The sequence below is a fragment of the Enterobacter sp. 22452 genome (assembly GCF_052045065.1).
Taxonomy (GTDB): Bacteria; Pseudomonadota; Gammaproteobacteria; order Enterobacterales; family Enterobacteriaceae; genus Enterobacter; species Enterobacter mori.
This window is the reverse complement of the sequence record NZ_JBQEOB010000001.1, coordinates 657,256-670,420: the sequence shown is the minus strand read 5'-3', so window position 1 is coordinate 670,420 and position 13,165 is coordinate 657,256. Positions and strand designations below refer to the sequence as shown.

General features: G+C 57.7%; 10 protein-coding genes. 6 read left to right on the top strand and 4 right to left on the bottom strand.

Going from position 1 to position 13,165, the window contains the following annotated elements:
* Positions 1–31: 31 nt before the first annotated feature.
* The gene (gene macB / locus ACTJJA_RS03235; protein ID WP_010429159.1) at positions 32–1,972 is read right to left on the bottom strand and encodes a macrolide ABC transporter ATP-binding protein/permease MacB; all 1,941 of its coding nucleotides are present in this window, start codon (positions 1,970–1,972) and stop codon (positions 32–34) included.
* Complete coding sequence (gene macA / locus ACTJJA_RS03230; protein ID WP_440666166.1) at positions 1,969–3,084, bottom strand: macrolide transporter subunit MacA; 1,116 nt, start codon at positions 3,082–3,084, stop codon at positions 1,969–1,971. Before macA ends, macB begins: the two co-directional genes overlap by 4 nt.
* Positions 3,085–3,243: 159 nt before the next feature.
* Here macA and ACTJJA_RS03225 point away from each other — a divergent pair, with 159 nt between their 5' ends.
* A complete protein-coding gene (locus ACTJJA_RS03225; RefSeq protein WP_440666164.1) occupies positions 3,244–4,200 on the top strand; it encodes a VirK/YbjX family protein in 957 nt (318 codons plus the stop codon).
* Here the strand turns inward: ACTJJA_RS03225 and ACTJJA_RS03220 are convergent.
* A complete protein-coding gene (locus ACTJJA_RS03220) occupies positions 4,197–5,855 on the bottom strand; it encodes an ATP-dependent endonuclease (protein WP_042717575.1) in 1,659 nt (552 codons plus the stop codon). The two genes, ACTJJA_RS03225 and ACTJJA_RS03220, sit on opposite strands and share 4 nt — an antisense overlap.
* A gap of 374 nt (positions 5,856–6,229) precedes the next feature.
* Here ACTJJA_RS03220 and aqpZ point away from each other — a divergent pair, with 374 nt between their 5' ends.
* The 4 genes from aqpZ to hcr all read left to right on the top strand — a co-directional run bounded on the left by aqpZ (position 6,230) and on the right by hcr (position 10,781).
* Positions 6,230–6,925, top strand: a complete 696-nt coding sequence (gene aqpZ, locus ACTJJA_RS03215; RefSeq protein ID WP_010429151.1) for an aquaporin Z — start codon at positions 6,230–6,232, stop codon at positions 6,923–6,925.
* Positions 6,926–7,105: 180 nt separating this feature from the next.
* On the top strand, positions 7,106–8,005 hold the full coding sequence (locus tag ACTJJA_RS03210; RefSeq protein ID WP_010429149.1) for a lysine exporter LysO family protein: 900 nt from the start codon (positions 7,106–7,108) through the stop codon (positions 8,003–8,005).
* Positions 8,006–8,149: 144 nt separating this feature from the next.
* Positions 8,150–9,802 (top strand): hydroxylamine reductase, encoded by a 1,653-nt coding sequence (gene hcp / locus ACTJJA_RS03205; protein WP_440666161.1) that lies wholly within the window; start codon positions 8,150–8,152, stop codon positions 9,800–9,802.
* Between the two features lie 10 nt (positions 9,803–9,812).
* Complete coding sequence (gene hcr / locus ACTJJA_RS03200; protein WP_440666159.1) at positions 9,813–10,781, top strand: NADH oxidoreductase; 969 nt, start codon at positions 9,813–9,815, stop codon at positions 10,779–10,781.
* Positions 10,782–10,842: 61 nt separating this feature from the next.
* On the opposite strand, the gene ACTJJA_RS03195 is transcribed toward hcr, so the two are convergent.
* Positions 10,843–11,277, bottom strand: a complete 435-nt coding sequence (locus ACTJJA_RS03195) for a DoxX family protein (RefSeq protein WP_440666157.1) — start codon at positions 11,275–11,277, stop codon at positions 10,843–10,845.
* A gap of 151 nt (positions 11,278–11,428) precedes the next feature.
* Between ACTJJA_RS03195 and poxB the strand changes: the two genes are divergently transcribed.
* A complete protein-coding gene (gene poxB / locus ACTJJA_RS03190; protein ID WP_440666155.1) occupies positions 11,429–13,147 on the top strand; it encodes a ubiquinone-dependent pyruvate dehydrogenase in 1,719 nt (572 codons plus the stop codon).
* Positions 13,148–13,165: the final 18 nt, after the last annotated feature.

The window sequence follows — 13,165 nt, the reverse complement described above, 5'->3', positions numbered from 1 at the left end:
AGCCCGATCGGCTGGCATTTTTATTTTCGGGTTATTCCCGCGCCAGTGCGTCCACCGGATCCAGCCGCGCCGCATTGCGTGCTGGTAACCAGCCAAACAAAATACCCGTGAAGGTCGAGCATAAGAACGCCGTGAGGATCGCCACGGGGGAAAAGCCAATCTCCCAACCCGGTAAAAAGAGCTGGAGCGCAAACGCGATCATCATCGAAAGCGCAATGCCCATCGCCCCGCCGACCAGACACACCAGCACCGCTTCAATCAAAAACTGCTGCAGCACGTCACTGGCTCTGGCCCCGACCGCCATGCGGATGCCAATCTCCCGCGTGCGCTCCGTGACCGACACCAGCATGATATTCATCACCCCGATACCGCCGACGACCAACGAAATCACCGCCACCAGCGTCAGGAACATCTGAAGAGTACGTGTGGTCTTTTCCGCCGTTTTCAAGAGACCGTCCATGTTCCAGGTGAAGAAATCTTTCTTCCCGTGGCGCAGGGTGAGCAGCCGCTCAAGCTGCTGTTCGGCCATGGCGCTGTCGTAGCCCTCCTTCACGCGAACGGTAATGGAGTTGAGCCAGGACTGGCCCATAATGCGCCCGGAAATCGTGGTGTACGGCAGCCAGACGCGCAGGATTTTGCTGCTGCCGAACATCGACTGCTTCTCTTCCGCCACGCCGATCACCGTGGCAGGCATATTGCCCACCAGGATCACTTCCCCCACCACGTTGGTTTTATTCGGAAACAGCTGCCTGCGGGAGTTGGCGTCTAACACCACCACCTGCGCCCTGCCCGCCAGCTGCTCGGCGTTGAAGGTCGCCCCTTCGCTGAAGGTCATGCCGTAGACGTTGAAGTAGTCGCCGCTGACGCCGTTGGCGCTGGCCGCAACGTCGATGTTGCCGTAGCGCAGACGCAGGTTCTGCGAGACCGCAGGCGTAGCCGAGTTGACCCACGGCTGCTTCTGAATAGCCGCCAGATCGTCATACTTCAGTGCCTGCTGATACTGCGGCTCGTCGTCGCCGAAGTCTTTGCCGGGATAGACATCGATGGTATTGGTGCCGATAGCGCGGATATCCGCCAGCACAAGCTGTTTTGCCGCGTCGCCCACCACCACAATCGACACCACCGAGGCAATACCGATGATGATGCCGAGCATCGTCAGCAGGGTGCGCATTTTATTTGCCGCCATCGCCAGCCAGGCCATGGTCAGCGCTTCACGAAATCCGCTGGAGAACTGACCCCAGCCGGTTGCGGCCGGCAGCGCCTCTTTCGGTGCGGCTGCCCGGGACTCGCGCGGCGGCGGGTTGCTCACCAGCTCGCCGTCGTGGATCTCAATAATGCGTTCCGCCTGCGCCGCCACCTGCGGGTCGTGGGTGACGATAATCACCGTGTGGCCCTGATCGCGCAGCTGGTGAAGGATTGCCATCACCTCTTCGCCGGAGTGGCTGTCGAGCGCGCCCGTCGGTTCATCCGCGAGGATCACCTGCCCGCCGTTCATCAGGGCGCGCGCGATACTCACGCGCTGCTGCTGACCGCCGGAAAGCTGCGACGGCTGATACTCCACGCGTTCCGCCAGCCCCAGACGCGTTAAGAGCGCCTTCGCGCGCTCAAGCCGTTTCTTCCGCTCGACGCCCGCATAAACCGCGGGAACCTCCACGTTCTGCGCCGCGCTCAGGTGAGAAAGCAGGTGGTAACGCTGGAAGATAAAGCCGAAGTGTTCCCGGCGCAGCTTCGCCAGCGCGTCGCCGTCGAGCGTGGAGACATCCGTTCCGTCCACCCGGTATGTACCGCTGGTGGGTTTATCCAGACAGCCGAGAATGTTCATCAGCGTCGATTTACCCGAACCGGACGCGCCAACAATCGCCACCATCTCCCCCGCTTCCACGCGCAGCGAGATCCCTTTCAGCACCTCGACCGGGCCGTCGCCGGACGGATAGCTGCGGCGGATATCCTTCAGCTCAAGCAGCGCGGTCATTTAGCGGCCCCGGGCAGGCTTTCGCTGGTGACAACCTCCTCGCCCTCTTCCAGCCCTTTCACCACCACCACGTCGGTGTCGTTGCGCGCGCCAATCACCACTTCGCGCTCGCGCGTTTCGCCGTTGCGCAGCACCTTCACCTTGTAGCGGCTCTCCCCGGCGGATTCACCCAGCGCGGAGAGCGGAACGGTCAGCACGTTTTTCACGCCGGTCAGCTGGATATGTACCTGGGCGGTCATGTCCAGACGCAGCACGCCCTGCGGGTTTGGTACCTCAAAGCGGGCATAGTAGAAGATGGCGTCGTTCACTTTTTCCGGCGTCGGCAGAATGTCTTTCAGCACGCCTTCGTAGCGGGTCTGCGGGTCGCCCAGCACCGTAAACCAGGCGTTCTGCCCCGGCTTAAGATGGATTACATCCGCCTCGGAAACCTGGGCTTTGACCAGCATGGTGCCCATGTCCGCCAGCGTCAGGATGTTAGGCGCCTGCTGCGCGGCAATTACCGTCTGTCCCTGGAGCGTGGTGATTTGCGTCACTTCTCCGGCCATCGGCGCGACGATTTTGGTGTAGTCGAGGTTGGTTTTTGCCGTATCCAGCGAGGCCTGATTGCGTTTAATCTGCGCGTCGATGGTGCCGATCTGCGCCTGTTTTACCGCCAGCTCCGTGGCGGCGGTATCGAGATCCTGTTTCGAAATGGCCTGGGTTTTCGCCAGCGCCTGCTGGCGCGTCAGCGTCACCTGCGCAAGGTTACGCTCCGCCAGGGCCTGCGCACGCTGCGCGCGCAGCTCCATCAGCGTCGCTTCCACTTCGCGGATCTGGTTTTCGGCCTGTTCAGGATCGATAACGCCAAGCAGCTGGCCTTTTTTGACCTTGTCGCCAATCTCGACGGACAGCGTTTTCAACTGGCCGCTCACCTGCGCGCCAACATCGACTTTACGCAGGGCATCCAGTTTGCCGGTCGCCAGCACGTTTTGCTGCAGCTCGCCGGGGCGAACGATCAGCGTTTGATACTGTGGTACAGGCGCATTGAGGATCTGCCAAAGCCAGAATCCACCGACCACCAGCACGACCGCCAGCAGCAGAAACAGTTTTCTGCGTTTTCCCTTAAGGTTCATAAATATTCCAAATAATTATTCTGGCTAACATCACCGTTGATTCTATCTAAACCACTCCTCAACGAAACCCCTGTTTTCTGGAAATGGCCACATTTGTTTACATGACGTTGACAAAACGCCTGCTGAAATAGCGTTCTTCCCTCAGAAGCAGGATCTAACATGTCTTCCATAGTCGATACACCTTATTCCAATCTGCCGCAGCCTACGTCCGGCTGGGCGCTTTTTAAAAGTCTGGCAACCGGTGCCATCACGCCCGGTCTGGCGTGGCAGAACCCCTCATATCGACGCAAATTTATGTTACGTTCCCTGGCTTCCCCTTTCAGCACCGCTCGCCTGCTGGCAAGCCTGGCAAAGCAACCGCGTCTGATGCAAATCTTGCAGGTCCAGCCAGGGTTGCCGTGCCGACTGCATCGTCCGTGGCTGACGGTCAGTATGAACCGCCGGAACGCGCTGGAGGCGCTAAACGGGCACTATCAGACGATGAGCCAACACCTCCCCGCGACGCTGCTCAAGGGCTATCTTTCAAGTCAGGGGATGACGCTGCTGATGCTAACCGGAAAGGACGAGCAGCAATTCACGATTCGCCTGTGTGCCGATGCCTTTATGGATAAAGAGGGTGAAGCGACCCTTACCTTCTGCAACCATCAGAACACCGTGCTGGCCGAAATGACCTTTACGCTGTGCCCGTTTGAGGGAAAATCCACGCTGTTCATCGGCGGGTTACAGGGCGCAAAAGCGCACGTTCCACATGAGTTGATTCAGGGCGCAACCAAAGCGTGCCACGGCCTGTTCCCGAAACGTCTGCTGGTTGAAGCGGTGATGACGCTGGGCACCGCGTTCCCGGTTGAACAGATCCTCGCCGTGAGCAACGCCACCCACATTTACCGTAGCTGGCGTTACCGCAAGAAAAAAGAGGGAAAACTGCTGGCGGATTACGACAGTTTCTGGCGCTCCCTGGGTGGCGAACGCCAGGAGAGCGGCCATTTCGCGCTGCCGTTAACCATGCCGCGCAAACCGATGGAAGAGATTGCGAGTAAGAAACGTGCTGAATACCGCCGCCGCTACGAACTGCTGGATAGCCTGATCCAACAAATGACGCAGGCGACCCAACGTTAATCCGCTCTCCCGCGTGCCAGCCAAAGCACGCGGGAGAACATTTTACGCAGCAGCGTGGGCACGGACTCCACGCCTCGCCTTCCCGCCTCCGTCGCCACTTCGATGGCCAGGTCCGGCTTCGACGAACGATGAATCGCTTTGGCGATCACCCGCCGCATGTTCATCGGCACATCCACCGGGATCATCGCCACGCGGTGAAAAACATCGTCAAATCCCTGTCGATACATAAAGTGTTCCATGTCCATCGCGGGGAGCATAGTCAGATGGTCACGCTCTTCTTCGCGATCGTTATTCAGCAAACCGCGCACGGTTGCGGCATACTTTTTACCGGCTTCATCACCATCGACCAGAACATGCCATTCAATCCCCATCCTGCGGGCAAACTTGATCAGCGGTTTTAATCCCGACTGGGCAAACTCTATGACCTTAATACCTTCCGCATCGAAGTGGTGACCGCACTGACGTGCCAGTTCGTTGATAACCCAGGTCTCGGTTTCACCCTCAACCAACAGCCAGCAGCGGGCAAACAGCGATGAAGCACGATTAAAGCGAATATGAAACGCAATGCGGCGACCGTCTTCCGCATTCAGGCCGCCCGGCCCCAGCCGGTATGCGGATACGCGTGAGGATTCACGCACCAGGCGGCAGACGTATTCCACGGGCGTTAGCGAGAGCAACTCGCCGGAGTTGGTGGTGGTCACGCGCTGCAGCGGCAGCAGGTTCAACAGGTGCCACGCAACGGAGAGCATGATCGGATGAAGACGTGTCTCGGGGTCTTCCACCAGCAGCAGCGGGCGGGCGTCCCGGTCTAACCGGACGGTGCCTTTCGCCTGCAAAAGCGTCGAGAATAACCCCAGCAGGATCACCCGATGGGTACGTCCACCGGGCCGGTCTATCATCCGGTTAATGATATCAAGATAACGCCAGCTGCGTTGTTCATCGTGCGAACGGCGACGCATCAGGCGATGGCGTGACTGTGACGTCCCCTGCTCGGAAAAATAGTGCTCCAGCAGCTGCACCATGGCCGAAAGCCCCTGACGAATTTGACCGTCGGTGAGGTTCTGCGGGCGAGAGACCAGCTCACGCGCCAGGAAATCCAGTTCGCGGGCGGTGACTTCCACCTCCGGCATATTGGGTACGGAACCGTTGCGGATCCGGCGCATAAAGCGTGCATCGCGCAGGCGCAGCACTGGCGACAGGCGAATCAGGTGGCGCGCCAGATCGTCAATATTCTCCAGCGGGATGGGGTTGCCTTTTTCATCAAGGAACTCACGCAGGGTTAACACCCCGTCATTTTCCGCCATTTCACCTTCAAGACGGTAGAAAATACGGTGATAGTCATCATCGCATGGCACCCAGCATGGCGACATCGGGCGGAAACGACGCACGCGATGCCGCCCCGGCTCGGACTCCCGGAACGTCAGGATGATATGCAGATGCTTCTCGCGCCCCGCGACATCCCCCGGCGGAAACCAGAAGTCATCGTGAACGAAGTGGTACAAGTCATCTTCAGGGGAAAGCAGCAGTGTCAGCGCATCCAGCAGGCTGGATTTACCCCAGGCGTTTTCACCGATCAGGACGTTATTCTGCTCCAGCTGGAGCGACAGGCGGTTAATACCGCGAAACCCGACAATTTCCACACGTTCGAGAAGCATAAATCCCCCGCGTAATAACCACTTTTTCCTTCAAGTTATCAGCAGTATAGCGGCAGCAGAGCCGAGTGGACACTGCCAGACACCTCCGTTATTCCGATGAAGCACGAAAAATTCAGAATTTACCCATCAAGTTTCATTTGAAAAGGTGCTTCCAGAACAAGATACTCCCGTTTGAAAATTGGACTATGCTCTATTTACCTCCAGTTTGAACAAGGATTGACATCACATTGCCTTAAATCAAATTAACCGAATTTATTTAAGTGGCGAAGGGGTGTTGTTGCTTTCTAAAATAAAGGCTCTTTGAGTCGTCATCCCTTTATGGCGATATAACCCGTGCGCAGGATAGCGTGCGGAAATTTATTATTGAGGTGGTTATGTTCAGAAAATTAGCGGCAGAATGTTTTGGTACATTCTGGCTGGTGTTTGGCGGCTGCGGTAGTGCAGTGCTGGCAGCGGCATTTCCGGAATTAGGCATTGGTTTTGTCGGTGTCGCACTGGCATTCGGCTTAACGGTCTTAACCATGGCATTCGCGGTAGGGCATATTTCCGGCGGTCATTTTAACCCTGCAGTAACGTTGGGTTTATGGGCGGGCGGTCGTTTCCCGGTGAAAGACGTATTAGGCTATATTATTGCCCAGGTTATTGGCGGTATTATTGCAGCCGCAGTCCTGTACGTGATCGCCAGCGGCAAAGCAGGCTTTGACGCCGCAGCCAGCGGTTTCGCCTCTAACGGTTTCGGTGAACACTCACCCGGCGGCTACTCAATGCTGTCTGCCATCGTGATTGAAATCGTACTGACCGCAGGCTTCCTGCTGGTTATTCACGGCGCAACGGACAAATACGCACCTGCAGGCTTCGCGCCAATCGCCATTGGTCTGGCGCTGACGCTGATTCACCTGATCTCAATCCCGGTGACCAACACCTCCGTTAACCCGGCGCGCAGCACCGCGGTTGCTATCTTCCAGGGCGGTTGGGCGCTTGAGCAGCTGTGGCTGTTCTGGGTGATGCCAATTATCGGCGGTATTCTGGGTGGCGTGCTGTACCGCACCCTGCTGGAAAAACGCGATTAATGGTTTTCCCCTCTCCCTGTGGGAGAGGGCCGGGGTGAGGGCATCAGGCCGCACCCCCCCAAATATACAAGCCGGGTAAGGCGTAGCCGCCACCCGGCTTTTTTATTGCTCCTTTACCTGACAGCCTTTATTGGGTAGTGTCTCTGGCGCTCAACAGATACTCAAAAGGACCGGCTGTTCATGTTTTCAGGACTCCTCATCATTTTGCTGCCCCTGATCGTGGGCTACCTTATTCCGCTGCATCGTGAATCTGCATTAAGACTCATTAATCGATTCCTGAGCTGGATTGTCTACGTTATTCTTTTCTTTATGGGGATAAGCCTGGCCTTCCTGGATAACCTGTCAGCGAATTTACTCTCCATCCTCCATTATTCCGTCGTCACCGTGGTGGTTATTTTGCTGTGCAATATTGCCGCGCTGTTCTGGCTGGAACGCACTATTCCCTGGAAAAATAACCATCAACAGGAAAAACTCCCATCCCGTATTGCGATGGCGCTGGAATCATTAAAACTCTGCGGCGTCGTGGTGCTCGGTTTTCTGCTGGGCCTTACCGGATGGTCATTTTTACAGCACGCCACGGAGGCCAGCGAATATACCCTGATCTTCCTGCTGTTCCTTATTGGTATTCAGTTGCGAAATAATGGCATGACGCTGAAACAGATTGTCCTCAACCGCCGGGGAATGATAGTCGCCATTGTCGTCGTCGCCAGTTCAATGGTCGCAGGCGTGATTAATGCCGTTATTCTCGACCTGCCGCTGAAAACCGGCCTGGCGATGGCGTCGGGTTTTGGCTGGTACTCCCTCTCCGGTATTCTTCTGACCGAATCGTTCGGTCCGGTCATTGGCAGCGCCGCTTTCTTCAATGACCTTGCGCGCGAATTGATTGCCATCATGCTGATCCCGGGTCTGGTACGCCGCAGCCGCTCTACCGCGTTGGGGCTGTGTGGCGCGACCTCGATGGACTTTACCCTGCCGGTTTTACAACGCTCAGGGGGGCTGGAGCTGGTCCCTGCCGCCATCGTACACGGCTTTATTTTAAGCCTGCTGGTTCCCGTTCTGATGGCCTTCTTCTCGGCCTGATACTTCTTTGGCGGTAGTGAACCTGCCGCCAAAATTGCGCTAAATCAATCTCCCTCTATTTTGTAGCAGAAAGCCCTTTTCACCGTTCTGGCACAGGCATAACCTTAAACATGTATATCAAATATAACTTTAACAGGTGTGATTATGTTTTGTGTGCAATGTGAACAAACCATCCGTACCCCGGCAGGCAATGGCTGCTCCTACGCACAGGGTATGTGCGGCAAAACCGCAGAAACATCTGACCTGCAGGATCTGCTGATTGCAGCCCTGCAAGGCCTTTCCGCCTGGGCCTTTAAAGCCCGTGAATACGGCATTGTCGACCACTATGTCGACAACTTCGCCCCTCGCGCATTTTTCTCCACGCTGACCAACGTTAACTTCGATTCTCCGCGCATTGTCGGCTATGCCCGCGAAGCGATTGCCCTGCGTGAAGCGCTGAAAGCGCAGTGTCTGAAGGCCGATGCCAGCGCCCGCGTGGAAAACCCGATGTCCGAACTGCAGCTGGTGAGCGACGATCTGGGCGACCTGCAGCGTCAGGCGGCAGAATTCACCCCGAATAAAGATAAAGCGGCGATTGGCGAGAACATTCTCGGCCTGCGCCTGCTGTGCCTGTACGGCCTGAAGGGCGCTGCGGCCTATATGGAACACGCGCACGTTCTCGGCCAGTACGATAACGACATCTACACCCAATATCACAAAATCATGGCGTGGCTGGGCACCTGGCCTGCCGATATGAACGCGCTGCTGGCATGCTCGATGGAAATCGGCCAGATGAACTTCAAGGTAATGAGCATTCTGGATGCCGGTGAAACCAGCACCTACGGCCACCCGACGCCAACCCAGGTCAACGTCAAGGCGACCGAGGGCAAGTGCATCCTGATTTCCGGTCACGACCTGAAAGATCTCTACAACCTGCTGAAACAGACCGAAGGCACCGGCGTTAACGTCTACACCCACGGTGAAATGCTGCCCGCGCACGGCTACCCGGAGCTGCGCAAGTTTAAGCATCTGATCGGTAACTACGGCAGCGGCTGGCAGAACCAGCAGGTGGAGTTCGCCCGCTTCCCTGGCCCTATCGTGATGACCTCTAACTGCATCATCGACCCTACCGTCGGCGCGTATGACGACCGCATCTGGACGCGCAGCATCGTCGGCTGGCCGGGCGTGAGCCATCTTGAAGGCGACGATTTCGGGCCGGTTATCGCCCAGGCGCAGCAGATGGCGGGCTTCCCGTACAGCGAGATCCCGCACCTGATCACCGTCGGCTTCGGTCGCGAAACCCTGCTGGGCGCCGCTGATTCGCTGATTGACCTCGTCAGCCGCGAAAAGCTGCGCCACATCTTCCTCGTCGGCGGCTGCGACGGCGCGCGCGGCGAGCGTAACTACTTCACTGACTTCGCCACCCGCGTGCCGGAAGACTGCCTGATCCTGACGCTGGCGTGCGGTAAATACCGTTTCAACAAACTGGACTTCGGCGACATCGAAGGTCTGCCGCGCCTGATCGATGCGGGCCAGTGTAACGATGCTTACTCGGCCATCATTCTGGCGGTCACGCTGGCGGAGAAACTGGGCTGCGGCGTGAACGACCTGCCGCTGTCGCTGGTGCTGTCATGGTTCGAGCAGAAAGCGATTGTCATCCTGCTGACCCTGCTCTCTCTCGGCGTAACCAACATCGTGACCGGCCCGACCGCGCCAGGCTTCCTGACGCCGGACCTGCTGGCGGTGCTGAACGAGAAATTCGGTCTGCGTTCCGTGACCAACGTTGAAGATGACATGAAGCAGCTGCTGAGCGCGTAAGGAGTAACTCATGACCATGCCAACCTCACAATGTCCGTGGCGGATGCAGGTTCATCACATCCATCAGGAGACGCCGGATGTGTGGACGCTGTCGCTGCTGTGCCATGACTATTATCCGTACCGCGCGGGCCAGTATGCGCTGGTCAGCGTCCGTAACGCGGCGGACACCCTGCGCGCCTACACGATCTCTTCAACGCCGGGCGTGAGCGAGTACATCACGCTCACCGTCCGCCGCATTGACGACGGCGCAGGCTCCCAGTGGCTGACGCGTGACGTGAAGCGCGGGGATTATATCTGGCTGTCCGACGCGCAGGGTGATTTCACCTGTGACGACAAAGCAGACGATAAATTCCTGCTGCTGGCGGCGGGCTGTGGCGTAACGCCAATTATGTCGATGCGCCGCTGGCTGGCGAAAAATCGCCCTCAGGCTGACGTGCAGGTGATCTTCAGCGTGCGTTCACCGGAAGATGTCATTTTTGCCGAGGAGTGGCGTGATTATCCGGTGACGCTGGTGGCTGAGCACAACGCGACCCACGGTTTTGTGCCCGGTCGCCTGAGCCGCGAGCTACTGCAAAGCGTGCCGGATATGGCGAACCGCACCGTGATGACCTGCGGCCCGGCGCCTTACATGGATATCGTCGAGAATGAAGTGAAAGCGCTTGGCGTGACCCGCTTCTTCAAAGAGCAGTTCTTCACACCGGTGGCGGAAGCGGCAACCAGCGGCGTTAAGTTCACCAAACTTCAGCCAGCGCAAACCTTCTTTGGCCGCGTGGGCACCACGCTGCTGGAGGCGCTGGAAAGCAACAAGGTGCCGGTAGTGGCTGCCTGCCGTGCGGGCGTGTGCGGCTGCTGTAAGACAAAGGTGGTTTCCGGGGAGTACAGCGTCACCAGCACCATGACGCTGACGGATGCGGAAATTGCTGAAGGCTATGTTCTGGCGTGTTCGTGTCATCCGCAGGGTGATCTGGTGCTGGCATAATCTTGCGCAGTGCCCCCATTATTTGTCGGGTGGCACTGCGTTTACCCGACCTACCACGACATTACCGCCACGCGGGCGCTTTCCCCACCGCGTACCGTCCTGCTCCTAAAAACGCGACAGCCAGCGCGCCAATAAAGAAATACACCAGGCTTTCGATCGCCCATGCGCCTACCGCATCCAGCGCAAAGGTTTTGCCCGTGCCCACCATCAGCCACGCCACGATCATCGTAAACGCCAGCACCAGCGCGGCCGGACGCGTGAAGAGCCCGACAATAATCAGGATCGGTGCCACCACTTCGCCAATCAACACGCCGTAGGCGATAAACCCCGGCAACCCCTTTTCCACCAGCATGCCGCTGATGAACCCCACGCCACCAAAAAGCTTATGCAACCCGTGAAACAGCATCAGTCCACCGACGGCAAGTCGTAACAAGAGTTTGCCAAGATCGTCGCATGATAGCTTTTCATTAACAGCAGTTAACAATGATTTAACCATTTGAAATTATTCCTGTTTTTACCCAATGTACAGCCAGATTATGCCGAAGAGTGACATTTGAAAACCACCTTTTAATGAGGGGGTAAAACAGGCAAGACAGTGACTTTCTTCTAAGCTTGTAAGCGATATCACAAAAAGGAGATGGACAACCATGAAACAAACCGTGGCTGCATACATAGCGAAGACCCTTGAACAGGCTGGCGTAAAACGTATCTGGGGCGTGACCGGCGATTCCCTGAACGGACTCAGCGACAGCCTCAACAAGATGAAAACCATTGAATGGATGCCCACCCGCCATGAAGAGGTTGCCGCCTTTGCTGCAGGGGCTGAAGCACAGCTCACGGGCGAACTGGCCGTCTGCGCCGGATCCTGCGGGCCGGGCAACCTGCATCTGATTAACGGCCTGTTCGACTGTCACCGTAACCACGTGCCGGTTCTGGCGATTGCCGCCCATATCCCCTCTTCCGAAATCGGCAGCGGTTATTTTCAGGAAACGCATCCGCAGGAGCTGTTCCGTGAATGCAGCCACTATTGCGAGCTGGTTTCATCCCCGGAGCAGATCCCGCAGGTGCTGGCGATTGCCATGCGTAAAGCCGTGCTGAACCGCGGCGTTTCTGTGGTCGTCATCCCGGGCGATGTGGCCCTCAAGGCTGCGCCAGAAGGGGCCAGCACCCACTGGTATCACGCCCCGCAGCCCGTCATAACGCCTGCTGAAGAGGAGCTGAAAAAGCTGGCCCAGCTGCTGCGTTACTCCAGCAATATCGCCCTGATGTGCGGCAGCGGCTGCGCGGGCGCGCATAAAGTGCTGCTCGAATTTGCCGGGAAGCTGAAAGCGCCGATTGTCCACGCCCTGCGCGGCAAAGAGCACGTCGAGTACGACAACCCCTATGACGTGGGCATGACCGGGCTGATCGGTTTTTCGTCCGGTTTCCACACCATGATGAACGCCGACACGCTGGTCCTGCTCGGTACCCAGTTCCCGTACCGCCCGTTCTACCCGGCGGATGCGAAAATCATTCAGATTGATATCAACCCGGCCAGCATCGGCGCGCACAGCAAGGTCGATATGGCGCTGGTGGGCGATATCAAATCCACGCTGACCGCCCTGCTGCCGCTACTGGAAGAAAAAACGGACCGTAAGTTCCTTGATAAAGCCCTGAGCGACTATCGCGATGCCCGTAAGGGGCTCGACGACCTCGCCAAACCGAGCGACAAAGCCATTCACCCGCAGTATCTGGCGCAGCAGATCAGCCATTTCGCTGACGACGACGCTATCTTTACCTGCGACGTGGGCACGCCAACCGTCTGGGCGGCCCGCTATCTCAAGATGAACGGCAAACGCCGCCTGCTCGGCTCGTTTAACCACGGCTCGATGGCCAACGCCATGCCGCAGGCGCTGGGCGCAAAAGCGACAGCGCCGGAGCGTCAGGTAGTGGCAATGTGCGGTGACGGCGGGTTCAGCATGCTGATGGGGGATTTCCTGTCGGTGGTGCAGATGAAGCTGCCGCTGAAAATCGTGGTCTTCAACAACAGCGTGCTGGGCTTTGTGGCGATGGAGATGAAGGCCGGGGGTTACCTGACGGACGGCACCGAGCTGCACGACACCAACTTCGCGCGCATTGCCGAGGCCTGTGGCATTACCGGTATTCGCGTGGAGAAAGCGTCCGAGGTGGATGAAGCCCTGCAGCGCGCTTTTTCCATCGACGGTCCGGTGCTGGTGGATGTGGTCGTCGCCAAAGAGGAGCTGGCGATCCCGCCGCAGATCAAGCTGGAGCAGGCCAAAGGCTTTAGCCTCTATATGCTGCGCGCCATCATCAGCGGGCGCGGTGACGAGGTGATCGAACTGGCAAAAACCAACTGGCTCAGGTAAAACATCTGGCATCGCCTT

What these genes read in the sequence shown, in the direction of transcription:
- macB (WP_010429159.1), bottom strand. Translation starts at nt 1,972, where the DNA reads ATGACCGCGCTGCTTGAGCTGAAGGATATCCGCCGCAGCTATCCGTCC.
- macA (WP_440666166.1), bottom strand. Translation starts at nt 3,084, where the DNA reads ATGAACCTTAAGGGAAAACGCAGAAAACTGTTTCTGCTGCTGGCGGTC.
- ACTJJA_RS03225 (WP_440666164.1), top strand. Translation starts at nt 3,244, where the DNA reads ATGTCTTCCATAGTCGATACACCTTATTCCAATCTGCCGCAGCCTACG.
- ACTJJA_RS03220 (WP_042717575.1), bottom strand. Translation starts at nt 5,855, where the DNA reads ATGCTTCTCGAACGTGTGGAAATTGTCGGGTTTCGCGGTATTAACCGC.
- aqpZ (WP_010429151.1), top strand. Translation starts at nt 6,230, where the DNA reads ATGTTCAGAAAATTAGCGGCAGAATGTTTTGGTACATTCTGGCTGGTG.
- ACTJJA_RS03210 (WP_010429149.1), top strand. Translation starts at nt 7,106, where the DNA reads ATGTTTTCAGGACTCCTCATCATTTTGCTGCCCCTGATCGTGGGCTAC.
- hcp (WP_440666161.1), top strand. Translation starts at nt 8,150, where the DNA reads ATGTTTTGTGTGCAATGTGAACAAACCATCCGTACCCCGGCAGGCAAT.
- hcr (WP_440666159.1), top strand. Translation starts at nt 9,813, where the DNA reads ATGACCATGCCAACCTCACAATGTCCGTGGCGGATGCAGGTTCATCAC.
- ACTJJA_RS03195 (WP_440666157.1), bottom strand. Translation starts at nt 11,277, where the DNA reads ATGGTTAAATCATTGTTAACTGCTGTTAATGAAAAGCTATCATGCGAC.
- poxB (WP_440666155.1), top strand. Translation starts at nt 11,429, where the DNA reads ATGAAACAAACCGTGGCTGCATACATAGCGAAGACCCTTGAACAGGCT.